Annotated in this window: 13 protein-coding genes; 5 read left to right on the top strand and 8 right to left on the bottom strand. The window is 71.3% G+C overall.

Annotation, left to right across the window (positions count from 1 at the left end; all coding sequences use genetic code 11):
* Position 1: 1 nt before the first annotated feature.
* The 5 genes from F4558_RS11365 to F4558_RS11345 form a co-directional block, all read right to left on the bottom strand.
* Positions 2–364, bottom strand: a complete 363-nt coding sequence (locus F4558_RS11365; protein ID WP_053659745.1) for an ArsR/SmtB family transcription factor — start codon at positions 362–364, stop codon at positions 2–4.
* 140 nt (positions 365–504) lie between these two features.
* Complete coding sequence (locus F4558_RS11360; protein ID WP_053659748.1) at positions 505–1,881, bottom strand: GH1 family beta-glucosidase; 1,377 nt, start codon at positions 1,879–1,881, stop codon at positions 505–507.
* A gap of 29 nt (positions 1,882–1,910) precedes the next feature.
* On the bottom strand, positions 1,911–2,750 hold the full coding sequence (locus F4558_RS11355) for a carbohydrate ABC transporter permease (protein WP_053659749.1): 840 nt from the start codon (positions 2,748–2,750) through the stop codon (positions 1,911–1,913).
* Entirely contained in the window at positions 2,743–3,735 is a 993-nt protein-coding gene (locus F4558_RS11350; protein ID WP_167944001.1) for a carbohydrate ABC transporter permease, read from the bottom strand. Before F4558_RS11350 ends, F4558_RS11355 begins: the two co-directional genes overlap by 8 nt.
* Positions 3,736–3,805: 70 nt before the next feature.
* Positions 3,806–5,104, bottom strand: coding sequence for an ABC transporter substrate-binding protein (locus F4558_RS11345; protein WP_167944000.1), 1,299 nt, complete (start codon positions 5,102–5,104; stop codon positions 3,806–3,808).
* Positions 5,105–5,337: 233 nt separating this feature from the next.
* Here F4558_RS11345 and F4558_RS11340 point away from each other — a divergent pair, with 233 nt between their 5' ends.
* The 4 genes from F4558_RS11340 (at position 5,338) to F4558_RS11325 (ending at position 9,915) form a co-directional block, all read left to right on the top strand.
* Positions 5,338–6,537: an ROK family transcriptional regulator gene (locus F4558_RS11340; protein WP_167943999.1), complete on the top strand. Its 1,200-nt coding sequence runs from the start codon at positions 5,338–5,340 to the stop codon at positions 6,535–6,537.
* 457 nt (positions 6,538–6,994) lie between these two features.
* Positions 6,995–7,351 carry a YciI family protein gene (locus F4558_RS11335; protein ID WP_053659755.1) on the top strand — a complete coding sequence of 119 codons (357 nt, stop codon included), beginning with the start codon at positions 6,995–6,997 and terminating at the stop codon, positions 7,349–7,351.
* Between the two features lie 2 nt (positions 7,352–7,353).
* Complete coding sequence (locus tag F4558_RS11330; RefSeq protein WP_167943998.1) at positions 7,354–8,562, top strand: RNA polymerase sigma factor; 1,209 nt, start codon at positions 7,354–7,356, stop codon at positions 8,560–8,562.
* A gap of 219 nt (positions 8,563–8,781) precedes the next feature.
* Positions 8,782–9,915 (top strand): carboxylate-amine ligase, encoded by a 1,134-nt coding sequence (locus F4558_RS11325; protein ID WP_167943997.1) that lies wholly within the window; start codon positions 8,782–8,784, stop codon positions 9,913–9,915.
* A 17-nt stretch (positions 9,916–9,932) separates the two neighbouring features.
* Here the strand turns inward: F4558_RS11325 and F4558_RS11320 are convergent, their stop codons facing one another.
* Complete coding sequence (locus F4558_RS11320; RefSeq protein ID WP_167943996.1) at positions 9,933–11,717, bottom strand: N-acetylglutaminylglutamine amidotransferase; 1,785 nt, start codon at positions 11,715–11,717, stop codon at positions 9,933–9,935.
* A gap of 214 nt (positions 11,718–11,931) precedes the next feature.
* Complete coding sequence (locus F4558_RS11315) at positions 11,932–12,363, bottom strand: MarR family winged helix-turn-helix transcriptional regulator (RefSeq protein ID WP_231640196.1); 432 nt, start codon at positions 12,361–12,363, stop codon at positions 11,932–11,934.
* A 94-nt stretch (positions 12,364–12,457) separates the two neighbouring features.
* Here F4558_RS11315 and F4558_RS11310 point away from each other — a divergent pair, with 94 nt between their 5' ends.
* A complete protein-coding gene (locus F4558_RS11310; protein ID WP_209274137.1) occupies positions 12,458–14,236 on the top strand; it encodes an ABC transporter ATP-binding protein in 1,779 nt (592 codons plus the stop codon).
* A 30-nt stretch (positions 14,237–14,266) separates the two neighbouring features.
* On the opposite strand, the gene F4558_RS11305 is transcribed toward F4558_RS11310, so the two are convergent.
* Positions 14,267–15,052 (bottom strand): TetR family transcriptional regulator, encoded by a 786-nt coding sequence (locus tag F4558_RS11305; RefSeq protein WP_167943994.1) that lies wholly within the window; start codon positions 15,050–15,052, stop codon positions 14,267–14,269.
* Positions 15,053–15,158 lie beyond the last annotated feature (106 nt).

Raw genomic sequence — 15,158 nt, 5'->3', positions numbered from 1 at the left:
ATTAGTTCCTCTCGTCGGGTCTATCGGAGGCTTCGCGTAGCCGGCGTTCGCGTCGGCCCCGGGCCAGTTCGGTGGCGAGGGCGGCCAGCGGTGGCGTCCAGAACCGGCGGAAGTGCTCCAGCCAGCCGTCCACCTCGCGCAGCGGGCGCGGGTCGACGGCGTAGAGCCGCCGGGTGCCGTCCGGCCGTACGGTGGCGAAGCCGTTGTCCCGCAGCACCTTGAGGTGCTGGGACACGGCGGGTTGGGAGATGCCGAACTCGTCGCGGATGACCGCGCTGACCGCGCCGGCGGTCTGCTCGCCGTCGGCGAGCAGCTCCAGGATGCGGCGCCGGACCGGATCGCCCAGCACGTCGAAGGCGTGCACGACGACATTTATATCAGCGACGGCTTATTTAAGCCAAGCCTGATGGGCACCTGGCGGGTCGCGTGTCGTCGGCCAGGAACGGAGAAGGCCGCCCGGGGCGCCGACGAGGCACCCCGGACGGCCTGTCTCGCCGACCCCGTTCAGGCCACCGGCGTCACGGCGCCGGCCGCCCCGGCGAGACGCTGGTGGGCGCGGATCAGCTCCGCGTAGCGCAGGCCGCTCGCCTTGACCGTCCGACGCTGGGTCGTGTAGTCCACGTGCACGAGCCCGAAGCGCTTGTCGTAGCCGTACGCCCACTCGAAGTTGTCAAGCAGGGACCAGACGAAGTAGCCGTCCAGCGGCACGCCCCGGGCCACCGCCGCCGCACACGCCGCCAGGTGCTGCTCCAGGTGGTCGGTGCGCTCCTTGTCCTCGACCGTGCCGTCCGCGGTGACCTCGTCCGGCCACGCCGAGCCGCTCTCGGTGACGATGATCTTCCCCGGCCGGTACTCCTCGTGGACCTCGACAAGCAGCCGTTCCAACCCTGCCGGGTACGTCTCCCAGCCCATCGCGGTCTGCACCGCGCCGGGCACCGGCACCTGCCGGGCGTACGGCGGCGGCCCGGCCGGGTCGTCGACAACCAGTTGCCGGAAGTAGTAGTTCACTCCGAGGAAGTCGGTGGGCGTGGCGATGACCGCCAGGTCGTCGCCACGTACCGGGGGCTCGACCCCGTAGGTGGCGATCATGTCGGCGGGGTAGCCACGCCCGTGGATCGGGTCGAGCCACCAGCGGTTGACGTGCCCGTCGGCCCGCAGCGCTGCCGCGACGTCCTCGGGCCGGTCGGTGGCCGCCTCGATCGGGCTGAGGTTGAGCACCAGCCCCACCGACGCCGGCCGGGTGGCGTTGGCCCGGATCGCCTGGGTGGCCAGGCCGTGCCCGAGCAGCACGTGGTGCGAGGTGTGCACGGCCCGGGTCAGGTCCCGCTCGCCCGGGGCCATCTTTCCCTCCAGGTGCCCGATCCACGACACGCAGAGCGGCTCGTTGACGGTGTTCCAGTCCGCCACCCGGTCGCCGAGGCGGGCGGCGACGACCGCCGCGTAGTCGGCGAACGCCTCGGCCGTGGCGCGCAGCGGCCAGCCGCCGGAATCCTGGAGGGCCTGCGGCAGATCCCAGTGGTAGAGCGTCACGAACGGTCGGATCCCGTCGGCGAGCAGCGCGTCGACGAGCCGGTCGTAGAAGTCCAGACCGGCCGAGTTGACAGGCCCGACACCGCCGGGCCGCACCCGGGGCCAGGCCACCGAGAAACGGTACGCGTCGACGCCGAGCCGGCGCAGCAGCGCCACATCCTCCGGCCACCTGTGGTAGTGGTCGCAGGCCACCGCGCCGGTGTCGCCGTTGTCGACGTTGCCGGGCGTCGCCGAGAAGGTGTCCCAGATGGACGGTGCCCGGCCGTCGACGTCGACGGCCCCCTCGATCTGGTACGCCGCGGTGGCCACGCCCCAGAGGAAGTCGGGTGGCAGCTTGGACAGGTCCGGCACGGGTCGGCTCTCCTCTGGGGTTGGGTGGCTCACTTGACAGCGCCGGCGGTGAGACCGGCGACGAAGTACCGCTGGAGGGCCAGGAACCCGGCGACGACGGGGATGCTGACCACAAGCGAGGCCGCCATGATCTGGTTCCAGTAGACGTTGAACTGGGTGGAGTAGCCCTGCAGGCCCACGGCCAGGGTGCGGCTGCCCTCGTCGGTCATCACCGAGGCGAAGAGCACCTCACCCCAGGCGGTCATGAACGCGTACACGGTGACGGCGACGACGCCCGGCACGGCTGCCGGCAGGATGACCCGGAACAGGATGCGCAGCGGCCCGGCCCCGTCGACCTGCGCCGCCTCGTCCAGCCCTCGGGGGATCGAGTCGAAGTAGCCGACGAGCATCCAGATCGAGAACGGCAGCGAGAAGGTCAGGTACGTGATGACCAGGCCGGTACGGCTGGCGTACAACTCGATGCCTGTGGCGTTGCCCAGGTTGACGTAGATGAGGAACAGCGGCAGCAGGAACAGGATGCCGGGGAACATCTGGGTGGACAGCACAGTCACCGAGAAGACGCCCCGCCCTCGGAACCGGTAGCGGCTCACCGCGAACGCCGCGAAGATGGCCACCGTCACCGAGCAGATCGCCGCGACGCTCGACACCACAAGGCTGTTCACCAGGTAGCGGGCCAGCGGCACGGTGCTCCACATGTCGACGAACGGTTGCAGCGTGGGCCGACTGGGCCACCAGGTGAAGCCGTTCTGCACGTCCTGCAACGGTTTGGCCGCCGAGGTGACCATCACGTAGAGCGGGATGACGACGAAGAGGGTGAGCAGGGTCAGCACGATGCGCCGGCCCCAGCGTTCCCCGGCGGTCTCACGCATTGTCGTCCCTCCGACGGTTGGTGATCAGCAGGTACGCGGCCGAGACGACAAGCAGGAACAGCAGCAGCGCCACGGACATCGCCGAGCCGGAGCCGAAGTCCCAGGTCTTGAAGGAGCTGCGGTAGATGTGGATGGAGATCAGGTCGGCCTGTTCCGGCGCGGAGCCGCCGAAGAGGACGTACGGGGTGTTGAAGTCGTTGAACGTCCACAGGAACAGCACGAGCAGCAGCACCAGGTTCACCGGTCGCAGCATCGGCAGGGTGACCGAGCGCAGCCGCCGCCAGAACCCGGCGCCGTCGATCGCGGCGGCCTCGTACAGCTCGCCCGGGACGTTCTGCAGACCGGCCATCAGGCACAGGAACGCGAACGGCCAGTTGCGCCACACCGACACGATCAGCAGCGACCAGAAGCTGTTGTCGCCGATCAGCCAGAAGGGTCGCTCGCCGAGCACACCGAGCTGGTCGACGAGGACGTGGTTGACCAGGCCGGTGTCCCGTTGCAGCAGGAAGCTCCAGGTGATCACGGCGGCGTAGACCGGCAGGGCGTACGGGGTGAGGAAGAGCGCCCGCAGGATCGCCCGACCCCGGAAGGGCCGTTGCAGGACGACCGCCGCCGCGATGCCGAGCAGCCAGGCGAACCCGACCGATAGCACGCTGTACGCCAGGGTGATCCAGAACGAGTGCAGCAGCTCGCGGCCGGCAGCGCTGTTGAAGTCGAGTGTCGCCCGGTAGTTCTCCAGCCCGATGAAGGGCGCGGTTGACCAGTTCCGGATGTGGAACTGGGTGAGCTCCAGCAGGCTCATCCAGACCCCGACCACCATCGGAACCACGTGGATGGCGAGTTCCAGCACGACGGCCGGTGCGAGCAGCAGGTACGGCAGGAGCGATCGGCGGGGGCCACGGGGCCTGCGTGCCGGCGTCCGGGCCGATGACCCGGCGAGGGGTTCGTGCCGGTCGGCGTCCGGCGCGGTGGTGCTGGTTGCCATCGGGGTCCTCTCGGAGGCGGTGGCCGTGGCCGGGCTCAGCACCCGACCACGGCCACCGGTGACGCCTGGGTCAGCGCATCTTCTGCTGCGCGTCGGTCAGCTTCGCCTTCACCGATTCCTCGGTGACCGGCTTGCCGCTGGCCGCGTCGGCGAACAGCTCCTTCATCGCGGTGCCGACGAGGGTCTCGAAGGTGCTCTCGTCGGGCACCTGCGGCAGCGGGGCGGCGGTGGTGGCCAGGGTCTCCTGGATGACCTTCTGCTCCGGAGCGCTGAACGCCGGGGCGGAACTCGCCGTCTTCACCGCCGGCAGCGACCCGTAGGTGCCGTTGAGGATCGTCTGCTCCTCGTCGCTGGTCATGAACTTCACGAAGCTCAGTGCACCGTCGTGGTTCTTCGTGTGCTTGAAGACCGCCATGTTGATGCCGGCGACCATGCTGTTGACCTTCTTGCCACCGGCCGGCGGGTTGGCCAGGAACGGCACCGGGGCCACCCCGTACGCCTCGGCGGGCATGTTCTGCGTCTTCAGGTTCGATCCGGCGGACTGCCACAGCAGCATGGCGGCCTTGCCGTTGGCGAAGTCGGAGACGGACTGGTTCTGCGCGTACTCGGCGTTGCTTGGATTGGTGATCTTGTCGGCGGCCATGAAGTCGATGTACCGCTTGATGGCCGAGACGTTCTGCGGGCTGTCGAATGTCGGCTTGCCGGCCGAGTCGAACCACTCGCCGCCGTACTGCTGGCTGAAGGTGAAGGCGTGGTGGGCGTTCTCCGACGGGTTGGCCCCCTCGATCGCCAGGCCCCACTTGCCTCCGGTGCTGAGCTTCCTGCCGTACTCGGCGAGCTGTTCCCAGGTGGTCGGCGGCGCGGTGATGCCGGCGTCGGCGAACGCCTTCTTGTTGTAGTACAGGCTGTAGGCCATGCTGTAGAGCGGCACGGCGGCCGGCGGCTTGCCGGGGGCGCCGGCGGCGGCGAGCGCGGCGGGCACGATCCGGTCCTTGCCGCCGACGGCAGTCAGGGCGGCGTCGTCGAACTCGACGAGCGCGCCGGTGGCCTGCAGGGAGGCCGACCAGGTGTTGCCGATGTTGACCACGTCCGGGCCCTTGCCGGATGCGGCGGCGGCGAGCAGCCGGTTGAGCAGGTCCGACCAGGGGACGACCTCGACGGTGACCTTGATGCCGGTCTGCTTCTCGAACTTGTCCAGCTCCGGCTGGAGGATCGTCTTGTCGGCCTCCAGGCTGGCGCCCTGGTTGCTGGCCCAGTAGGTGAGGGTCTTGCTCGATCCGGCGGAGTCGTCGCCGGAGCCGCCGCAGGCCGTCAGCGAGGCGGCGGCCAGTACGGCGGCGGCGAATATCCCGAGGTGTCGTCTCGACACGGTCAGCCCTTCCGGTGCGTGGTGGGGGTCCGCCGGCGTCCGTCGTCGATAGGGGTGAGGCGACGGAGGGCCGGCTGCGGACGGAGGTCGGGGCACGTCACCGGAGGCCGGAAGCGTTTCCCCTGGCTTACATCACGGCTTAATGAATGTCGTCATTAAAGTTCCTGTCCAGTGGGTCGTCAAGCACGGGGCGGTTACAGTCGCTCGAACGGCCGAGGGGAACGAGGTGCCGAGTGGAGTTGGCGCGTGCCACCAACCGCAGCGTGCGGCTGCGCAACCGGTCCGCCCTGCTGACCAGGCTCTTCCTCGACGGCCCGCTCACCCGTCAGGACCTGGTTCGCGGCACCGGGCTCAGCCAACCGGCGGTGAGCAACGTGGTGGCCGACCTGATCGACGAGAAAGTGGTCGTCGAGGCCGGCGCCGCCGAATCCGACGGCGGTCGGCCCAGCATGCTCCTGCGGGTCGCCTCCCGGTTCGCGTTCGTGGTCGGTGTGGACGTCGGCGAGACCCGGGTCCGGGTGGAACTGTTCGACTTCGCCATGGCCCTGTTGGCGAGCGTCGAGTACCCGCTCGACCCGGCGCGCACCGAACCTGACGTGGTGGCCGGGCACGTGCTGGCCGGCATCGAGGCCGTGACCGGCCAGGCGCAGGTGGCCGCCAGCGACGTACTCGGCGTCGGCATCGGTGTCTCCGGGGTGGTCGAGCAGGGCGTCGAGGCAGTGGTGCACGCCCAGGCCCTCGGCTGGGACCGGGTGCCGCTGGAGCGACTGATCGGCGCCGGCACCGACCTGCCACTGCACATCGACAACGGCGCCAAGACCCTCGGCCAGGCCGAAATGTGGTTCGGTGCCGGCCGGGGCGCGCGGCACGCCGTCTTCGCGCTTGTCGGATCCGGCGTCGGCGCGTCAGTGGTGACCAACGGCGCCACCTACCGGGGCGCGTCCAGCAGCGCGGGGGAGTGGGGGCACACCACCCTTGTGTACGGCGGGCGTGCCTGCCGGTGTGGCGCACGCGGCTGCCTGGAGGCGTACGTGGGGGCGGAGGCGATCATCGACCGCTACCGGGAGGCGCGCCGAGGTCGAGCCGTGCCGGGTGAGGACGAGGAATCGCAGCTCGCCGCGCTCGTCGCCGCAGCCGGGACCTCGGCCACCGCCCGCCGTGTGCTTGACGAGACCGCCGGCTATCTCGGCGCCGGGGTGGCCAACCTGATCAACCTGTTCAACCCGGAGCGGGTGGTGCTCGGCGGGTGGGCGGCGATGGCGCTGGGCGACCTGCTGCCCGCCGTCCGGGAGGCCGCCGGGCGGCAGGCGCTGCGCCAGCCGTACGAACAGGCGTCGATCGAGCTGTGCCGGCTCGGGGTGGACGCCGTCGCGTTGGGCGCCGCCACCCTGCCGATCGCCCGGTTCCTCACCGAGGGTGGCGTCCGCCGCTGAGGGTAAGGCGCCCAGATCGAACCTGCGGGATAAGAACCTGCGGGATAAGAAGCAGTCACCGTCTCCCTCGGTGGCGTCGGCACCATCAACCGGGTGATCAACAACGCCGGCGGGACCGCGAACGCGGCCAACCAGCAGGTGTACCTGACCACCTACCCCTGACCTGGGCGCCCACCGGCCCGGCACCGCCGAAGCCGGGCCGGCCGGGTCGCACCGTGGGCCAGACCGGCGTCGCACCACCTTCTGCCTCCCCGCCACGGCACGACATCGCAGCCGTACACGCTGGTCATCGGCCATCACCGGCGTACCGCCGAAGCTGTCCGGCGGTCCCGGCGCACGCCCGCGGCCCGGACCGGCGCGAAAGTTCCTGCCGGCGGCCTGTCGTGGTGGGCGGCGGCCGTTCGTGTAGAGGATGGGACATCGGCACCGGGCCGGGTCGTCGCCGCGAGGAGGAACGATGACGCTGTACCTGCTCAGCATCCAGCAGCCCCACGGTGAACAGCCGCCGGAGCCGGAGTTCCTGGCCGGGGTGATGCGCCAGGTCGGCGAGCTGCGCGACGAGCTGTCCGCCGCCGGTTCGTGGGTCTTCGGGCAGGGCCTGCACGGCCCGGAGACCGCCACGGTCCTGCGCGCCCGCGACGGCGACGTGCTGATCACCGACGGGCCGTTCGTCGAGGGCAAGGAGTACCTCGGTGGCATCGTCGTCATCGACGTGCCGGACCTGGACGTCGCCCTGGCCTGGGGTCGCCGCTACGCGCTGGCCACCACCCTGCCGATCGAGGTCCGTCCGTTCCAGGGTGGATCCGGGGCCTGAACGTGCCTGACATCGAGGCGGTGTTCCGGGCCGAGTACGGCCGCGCGGTCGCCGTGCTGGTCCGCCTGCTCGGCGACATCGACCTCGCCGAGGAGGCCGTTCAGGAGGCGTTCACCGTCGCGGTACGGCGCTGGCCGAGCAGCGGCGTGCCGCCCAGCCCGGCCGGCTGGATCATCACCACCGCCCGCAACCGTGCCATCGACCGGCTGCGCCGGGAGGCGACCCGGGCCGATCGGCACGCCGAGGCGGCCCTGCTGTACACCGCCGAACCACCCGTCGAGGAGGGCCCGGTGCGCGACGACCGGCTACGCCTGATCTTCACCTGCTGTCACCCGGCGCTCGCCCCGGCCACCCGCGTCGCGCTCACCCTGCGCCTGCTCGGTGGCCTGAGCACCGGCGAGATCGCCCGCGCGTTCCTGGTCCCGGAACCGACGATGGCGCAGCGGCTGGTCCGCGCCAAGTCGAAGATTCGAAACGCCCGCATCCCGTACCGGGTGCCCCGCGAAGCCGACCTGCCCGACCGGCTGCACGCCGTCCTCGCGGTGCTCTACCTGATCTTCAACGAGGGGTACACGGCCAGCGCCGGCCCGAGCCTTGTCCGCGCCGAGCTGTGCGCGGAGGCGACGCGGTTGGCACGGCTGCTCGTGGAGTTGATGCCCGACGAACCGGAGGCGCTCGGCCTGCTCGCGTTGATGCTGCTCACCGAGTCGCGCCGGCCGGCACGCACCACGGCCGACGGTGAGCTGGTGCCGCTGCCCCGCCAGGACCGTAGCCTGTGGGACGCCGCGCTGATCGCCGAAGGCCAGGCGCTGGTCCGTCGCTGTCTGCGCCGCGATCGGCCGGGGCCGTACCAGATCCAGGCCGCGATCGCCGCCGTGCACAGCGCCGCGCCGCGCGTCGCCGACACCGACTGGGGGCAGATCCTGCGGCTGTACGACCAGCTGATGGTCCTCGCACCCGGCCCGGTGGTGGCGTTGAACCGGGCGGTCGCACTGGCCGAGGTCGCCGGGCCGGAGGCGGCGCTGGTCGAGGTGGACCACCTCGACCTGCCCGGCTACCACGTGCGGGACGCCGTCCGCGCCGACCTGCTGGCCCGGCTCGACCGACGTGGGGAGGCGGTTGAGGCGTACCGGATGGCCGCCGCCGGCACTGACAACGCGGCCGAACGGGCCTTCCTCACCGCCCGCGCCGTGGCGTTGGCGTCGGGCTGACCGGCGGCGGCCGTGCCTACTGGTCGGCCACCGCTCGTCGTCCGGCCAGGCGGACTCCGGCCCGTCCGGGTTGGCCTGCTCCCACGCCCGCAGGCGCCCCGCGACACGACGGACCCGAGCGTGGCGTCCGCCCGCGCGTTTGCCGCCTGCCTTACGCGGGAAACCGGGGCGCCCCGGCCACGGGTCCACCCGTGGCCGCGAAACCGGATGGAGGCGGCCATGGCGTACCGTTCGACGACCGTCGACACCGTGCCCGACCTGGGCATCCTCACGCTCGGCGTGGAGGAGGAATACCTGCTGCTGGACCCGGAGAGCGGGCGGAACCTGCCGGTGGCCGACAAGGTGCTCACCGCGCTGCGCGGATCCGCCCGGGACCAGAGCCGCCAGGAGTTCCGGCACAGCATGGTGGAGATGGTCTCCCCGGTCTGCGCCGACCTCTCCGAGCTGCGTGGTCACCTGGTGGCGCTGCGCCGATCCGCCGGGGAGGCCGCCGCCGCGGCCGGGGCACGGCTGGTGGCGGTCGGTGCCACGCCGGTGGCCGAACCGCACCGGACGGTGCCGGACAAGCCGCGCTACCACGCGATGTCGCGCCGGTACGGGCCTGTGGCGCACGATCCGGCGGTCTGCGGCTGCCACGTGCACGTCGGACTGCCGGACCGGGAGTTGGCCGTGCAGGTCTGCAACCACCTGCGGGGATGGCTGCCGGTGGTGCAGGCCATCACCACCAACTCGCCGCTGCACGACGGGCAGGACACCGGCCATGCCAGTTGGCGGTCGATGCAGTTGGAACGGTGGCCGAGCATCGGACCGACGCCGTACTTCGACTCCGCAGCCGACTACGACCGCACCGTCGACGAGCTGATCGCCGCGGGCATCATGCTGGACGCGGCGATGGTCTACTGGTACGCCCGGCCGTCGTCGGCGTACCCGACAGTGGAGGTGCGCGTCGGTGACGTCTGCTCCGACGTGGATGACGCGGTGCTCGTCGCCGCGCTGGTGCGCGCACTTGTCGCCTCCCTCGCCGACGACGTACGCGCCGGTGTGACCGCACCGCGTACCCGTGACTGTCTGGTGGCAGCGGCGCACTGGCGTGCCGCCCACGACGGCCTGGACGGCGAGCTGATCGATCTGCGGGCCGGCGGCACCCGACCAGCGTGGACGATGGTCGACGACCTGATGGCCAAGGTGGCCCCGGCGCTGCTCCGTCACGGCGACCTCGGGTACGTGCTGGCGCAACTGGCCCGGCTGCGCCGTGATGGCACCGGCGCGACCCGCCAGCGTGAGGTGTTGGCGCGTACCGGCGACCTGCGTGCCGTCATCGACGACCTGGCGGCCCGCACGGCCGCCGACTGAGCCGACCTTGCGCAGTCTCAGCGGATGTCGTGGGTCTGCAACCAGAGCTCCAGTAGGCCGAGCTGCCACAGCTTGTTGCTGCCGGCCGCCGCCTCGGCGCGGTCCGGCTCGGCGAGCAGCCGCGCCACGTACTCCGGGCGGAACAGCCCTCGCTCGCGCGCGGCAGGCGCCTGCAACGCATCGGCGACCAGCCCTCGGACCGGCCCGTCCACATTGCGCAGCGCCGGCACAGGGAAGTAGCCCTTCGGGCGGTCGATCACCTCGGCCGGCACCACCTGCCGGGCGACCTCCTTGAGCACGCCCTTGCCGCCCTGGGCCACCTTGTGCTCCGGCGGGCAGTGCGCGGCAAGGGTGACCAGGTCCTGGTCGAGGAACGGGGTACGCACCTCCAGGCCCCACGCCATGCTCATGTTGTCCACCCGCTTGACCGGGTCGTCGGGAAGCATGAGGTGGGTGTCCAGGCGCAGCACCGCGTCCAGCGCCGACTGCGCGCCGGGTGCGGCGAGATGCCCGGCGAGCAGGTCCCGGCTGGCATCGTGGTCCAGCGCGTACTCCGGGCCGACGACCTGGCGTAGCTCGTCGTGGTCGCGGTCGAAGAACGCGGCGGCGAACGTCTCCTCAGCGCCGTGCCGGGGTGCCTGCACCAGCGGCTGGTGGTAGCCGTACCCGGCGAACACCTCGTCGGCGCCCTGCCCGGACTGTGCCACCTTCACGTGCCGCGCGACCTGCTCGGAGAGCAGATGGAAGGCCACCACGTCGTGACTGCCCATCGGCTCGCTCATGGCAAGCACCGCCCGGCGTGCGGCGGGTACCAGGTCGTCGTTCGACAGGCGGATCCGCTGGTGGTCGGTGTCGTACGCGCGGGCCACCAGGTCGGAGTAGTGGAACTCGTCGCCGGACTCCTCGCCACGGCTGTCGAAGCCGATGCTGAACGTCCGCAGGTGCTGCTGACCGGCCTCGGCGAGCAGCGCCACGATGAGGCTGGAGTCCAGGCCGCCGGAGAGCAGCACGCCCACGGGGACGTCGGCGACAAGCCGTCGGCGTACCGCCGTGCGCAGCGCGTCGCCGACGGCGGCCCGCCAGTCGGCGGCGTCCATTCCCGCGTCGGCCGGTTCCCGTACGTAGTCGGGCCGCCAGTACACCTCCTCCCGGCTGCGCCCGTCCGCCTCGATGACCCGCAGGGTGGCCGGCGGCAGCTTGCGCACGCCGCGCAGAACGGTCCGGGGCGCGGGCACGATGGAGTGCCAGGACAGGTAGTGGTGCAGCGCCACCGGGTCGATGCTGGTGTCCACGTCACCGGCGCTCAGCAGCGCGGGCAGGGTGGAGGCGAACCGCAGTCGTCCGGGGGTCTCGGCGAGGTAGAGCGGTTTGATGCCGAGCCGGTCCCGGGCCAGGATCAGCCGCCGTCGGGTCCTGTCGACAAGCCCGATCGCGAACATGCCCACGAGGTGGTCGACGAAGCGTTCACCCCAGTGCGCGTACGCCACAAGGATGACCTCGGTGTCGCTTGTCGAGTGGAACGCGTACCCGGCGTTTCGCAGTTCCTCGCGCAGTTCCGGGTAGTTGTAGATGCAGCCGTTGAAGACCAGCGCGAGGCCCAGGTCGTCGCGCACCATCGGCTGGCCGCCGGCGTCGGACAGGTCGATGATTGTCAGCCGGCGGTGGCCGAGGGTGACCCAGTCGGCGGTGTAGAGCCCTTCGCCGTCGGGACCCCGGGTGCGCATGGCCTCGGTCATCCGGGTGACCGCCGCCGCGTCGGGCGTCTGACCGTCGAAGCGGGCCTCCCCGCTGATTCCGCACATCAGGCGGCGCGGTGGTGGTGGTTCGGGCGGGACAGCAGCGGCACGAGAGTCCTCCTGTCACGTCGTCCCGGCAGGCGGTAGCCGGTCCCGTCGACCGGACGGGGGCGGCTGGCTACCCCGATACCGGGTGGCCAAACCGTGCGGCAGTGGCTCCCAGCTGTTAGGAAGGGCCCCTTCCTATACACCAGGCGTTAACAAGGTGCCCTTCCTTGCATCAGGCGCGCAGGGTGCGCAGGATGCGGGCCAGCTCGGCGCGGTCGGCGTCGTCGAGGTGCCCGAAGAAGCGGTCCGCCTCGGCGCGGCGGGCGGACCGGATGGCGGTGCTGACCCGCTCGCCCTCCGCGGTGAGGACGACGAGCGTCGCCCTGCGGTCGGCAGGGTCACTGCGGCGTTCGACGAGCCCTCTGGCCTGTAGGTCGTCGATGACCTCGGTGGCCGAGCGAGGGGCGATGCGCAGGTGCTCGGCGAGGGTGCCGGGGCGTACCTCGCCGTGCCGGGCCAGCACGCCGAGCGCCCGGGACTGGCTGGGAGTGATGTCCCAGGGTGCCAAGGCCTCACGGGTCTGCCGGCGCAGCCGGGACGCGACGCCCCAGAACGCCTCCGCGAGGCTCTCGTCCTCGCCGCTGTCGGCGGTGTCCGCGATCACCGGAATACCGTAGCAGGGAATGCTGTTGTTCCCTCATGTTGAGGTAACCTCAGCATATCCGATCGAGAGGTGACACCCCTTGGACCCCACCCCCATGGGCCGCGACCGCGGCCACCGCACCGTCAGCGCCGAGGAGAAGTCGCAGGCCCGTCAGGTTTCCCTGCGCCGCATCGGCCGCCTGTTCACCCCGCACCGACCCGTGCTGGCCATCGTCACCGCGATCATCGTGGTGTCCTCGATCATCGCGATGGCAACCCCGTTCCTCCTACGCGCCGTGATCGACAGGGCCCTCCCGCAGGGCGACCTGACCCTGCTCGTCTGGCTGGTCCTCGGCATGGTCGCCGTCGCCGCGGTGACCGCCGCCCTCGGCGTCGTGCAGACCTGGATCTCCACCCAGGTGGGGCAGCGGGTCATGCACCGGCTGCGCACCGACGTCTTCAGCCACCTCCAGCGCCAGTCGCTGGGCTTCTTCACCCGCACCCGCACCGGCGAGGTGCAGTCCCGCATCACCAACGACATCGGCGGCATGCAGTCGGTGGTCACCTCCACCGCCACCGCCGTCGCCTCCAACCTCACCACCGTGGTCGCCACCGCCGTCGCCATGATCGCGCTCTCCTGGCAGCTCTCCCTCGTCTCCCTCGTCGTGCTGCCGCCGGCCATCTGGCTGACCCGCCGGGTCGCCCGCATGCGCCGCGAGATCACCGCCCAGCGGCAGCGTGAACTGGCCGACCTCAACGTCACGGTCGAGGAAGGGCTCTCGATCAGCGGCGTGCAGCTCGCCAAGACCCTCGGCACCGGCCCGGCGCTCATCGACCGGTTCACCGCCTCCTCGGCCCGCCTCGTCGACCTTGAGCTGCGCAGCGAGCTTGCCGGTCGCTGGCGGATGGCCTCGATGAGCATCATCTTCGCCGCCGTACCGGCGGTCATCTACCTCGCCGCAGGCCTGCCCGGCGCAGCCGGCACCCTGAGCATCGGCACCCTGGTCGCGTTCACCGCCCTCCAGGGCGGCTTGTTCCGGCCACTGATGGGGCTGCTCAACGTGGGTGTGTCGCTGACCGCCTCGCTGGCGCTGTTCGCCCGCATCTTCGAATACCTTGACCTGCCCGTCGACGTGGCCGACCCCGCCGAGCCGGTCGCTGTCGACCCCGCCCGGGTACGCGGACACCTGCGCCTGGACGACGTCACCTTCGGCTACCCCGGCAGCGACACGGCAGCCCTCGCCGGGATCACGCTCGACGTGCCCGCCGGCACCAGCCTCGCCCTGGTCGGCGAGACCGGTTCCGGCAAGAGCACGCTCGCCGGGCTGATCAGCCGCCTGCACGACCCCACCGCCGGCCGGATCACCATCGACGGCGTCGACCTGCGCGACATGCGCCTTGCCGACCTGGCCGCCATCGTCGGCGTGGTCAGCCAGGAGACGTACCTGCTGCACACCACTGTCCGGGAGAACCTGCGCTACGCCCGCCCGGACGCCACCGACGCCGAGATCGAGGACGCGGCCCGCGCCGCCCAGATCCACGACCTGATCGCCGACCTTCCCGACGGGTACGACACCATGGTGGGCTCACGCGGGCACCGGTTCTCCGGCGGCGAGAAGCAACGCCTGGCCATCGCCCGTACGCTGCTGCGCGACCCGCGCATTCTGGCCCTCGACGAGGCCACCAGCGCACTGGACACCGAGACCGAGCGGGCCGTGCAGCGGGCGTTCGACGTGCTCGCAGAGGGTCGTACCACGATCACCATCGCGCACCGGCTCTCCACCGTCCGCGACGCCGACCAGATCGCGGTGCTCGACCACGGCCGGATCGTCGAGTCCGGCGACCACGACAGCCTGCTGCACCGCAACGGCCGCTACGCCACGCTGGCGGCCTGACCGCTGCTCACAACGGTCTCGAAACCGTCGCTAAACCGTCTCATTATTATCGGTCAGGTGCCGGTAGACGGTGGCCCGCGAGACCCCCAGCGTCGCGGCGATCGCGTCCACCGAGTGGGTGCCCGCCGCGTGCATCCGACGCGCCGCCTCGACCTGCTCCCGGGCCAGCGCCGGGGGCCGCCCTGGCCGGCGTCGACCAGCGCCCGCCTGCGGGGCCGGCGACCCCACGGCAGCGCCCGCCGTGGCCAGGTCCCGTGGAGACGGGGGCGCGGCGTCCGGGGTCAGCAGTCGGCGTACGCCGTCGAGCATGTCGGCGCGCAGCACCTCGTCGGGCACGTCGGTGAAGAAGACGACCGGGTCGCTGCACGTGGCCACCGCCTGGACCGCCCGGACCCGGTCCCGGCGACCGCCGTCCGGCCCGGCGATGACGTCGTTGGCGCGCATCGCGATCGTCATCAACCGGTGGTACGTGTCGCCCCGGCCCACAAGCGCGATGTCGTGGAAGAGCATGCCGAGCGGCCGGCGGTGGGCGAGCATGATGTCGACCCAGCCCTCCAGAACCGTCCACCGTGCCTGCTCGGTCGGCTGCCCCTGTGCGGAGTCGAGCAGCGCCTCCAGGTCGGCCACCAACGGTTCGACAAGGGCGCCGAGCAGGTGCTCCTTTGCCGGGAAGTGGTACAGGATGGCGGCCTTGGTCAGCCGCAGCCGTTCGCCGATCTGGCGCAGCGAGGTGCGCTGGTAGCCGTGTTCGGCGAAGAGGTCGAGCGCGGCACGCAGGATCCGGGTACGGGTGTCGTCCGCAGGATCGGCGGTCATTGCGCCAGCCTAGATGAGCGCTTCCGGGTCGATCGCCGACACCGAGTGGAGGTCGCCCTCGTTTCGTGTCTGTGGTCACCGTTGATTCGTCTGACCGTCGGTCAGT

The sequence above is a fragment of the Micromonospora profundi genome, from assembly GCF_011927785.1.
Taxonomy (GTDB): Bacteria; Actinomycetota; Actinomycetes; order Mycobacteriales; family Micromonosporaceae; genus Micromonospora; species Micromonospora profundi.
This window is presented reverse-complemented; position numbering and strand designations above follow the sequence as displayed.

Excerpts from the sequence above, each read along its gene's own strand:
- F4558_RS11355 (WP_053659749.1), bottom strand. The coding sequence starts at position 2,750 with ATGCGTGAGACCGCCGGGGAACGCTGGGGCCGGCGCATCGTGCTGACC.
- F4558_RS11350 (WP_167944001.1), bottom strand. The coding sequence starts at position 3,735 with ATGGCAACCAGCACCACCGCGCCGGACGCCGACCGGCACGAACCCCTC.
- F4558_RS11335 (WP_053659755.1), top strand. The coding sequence starts at position 6,995 with ATGACGCTGTACCTGCTCAGCATCCAGCAGCCCCACGGTGAACAGCCG.
- F4558_RS11325 (WP_167943997.1), top strand. The coding sequence starts at position 8,782 with ATGGCGTACCGTTCGACGACCGTCGACACCGTGCCCGACCTGGGCATC.
- F4558_RS11320 (WP_167943996.1), bottom strand. The coding sequence starts at position 11,717 with ATGTGCGGAATCAGCGGGGAGGCCCGCTTCGACGGTCAGACGCCCGAC.
- F4558_RS11310 (WP_209274137.1), top strand. The coding sequence starts at position 12,458 with ATGGGCCGCGACCGCGGCCACCGCACCGTCAGCGCCGAGGAGAAGTCG.
- F4558_RS11305 (WP_167943994.1), bottom strand. The coding sequence starts at position 15,052 with ATGACCGCCGATCCTGCGGACGACACCCGTACCCGGATCCTGCGTGCC.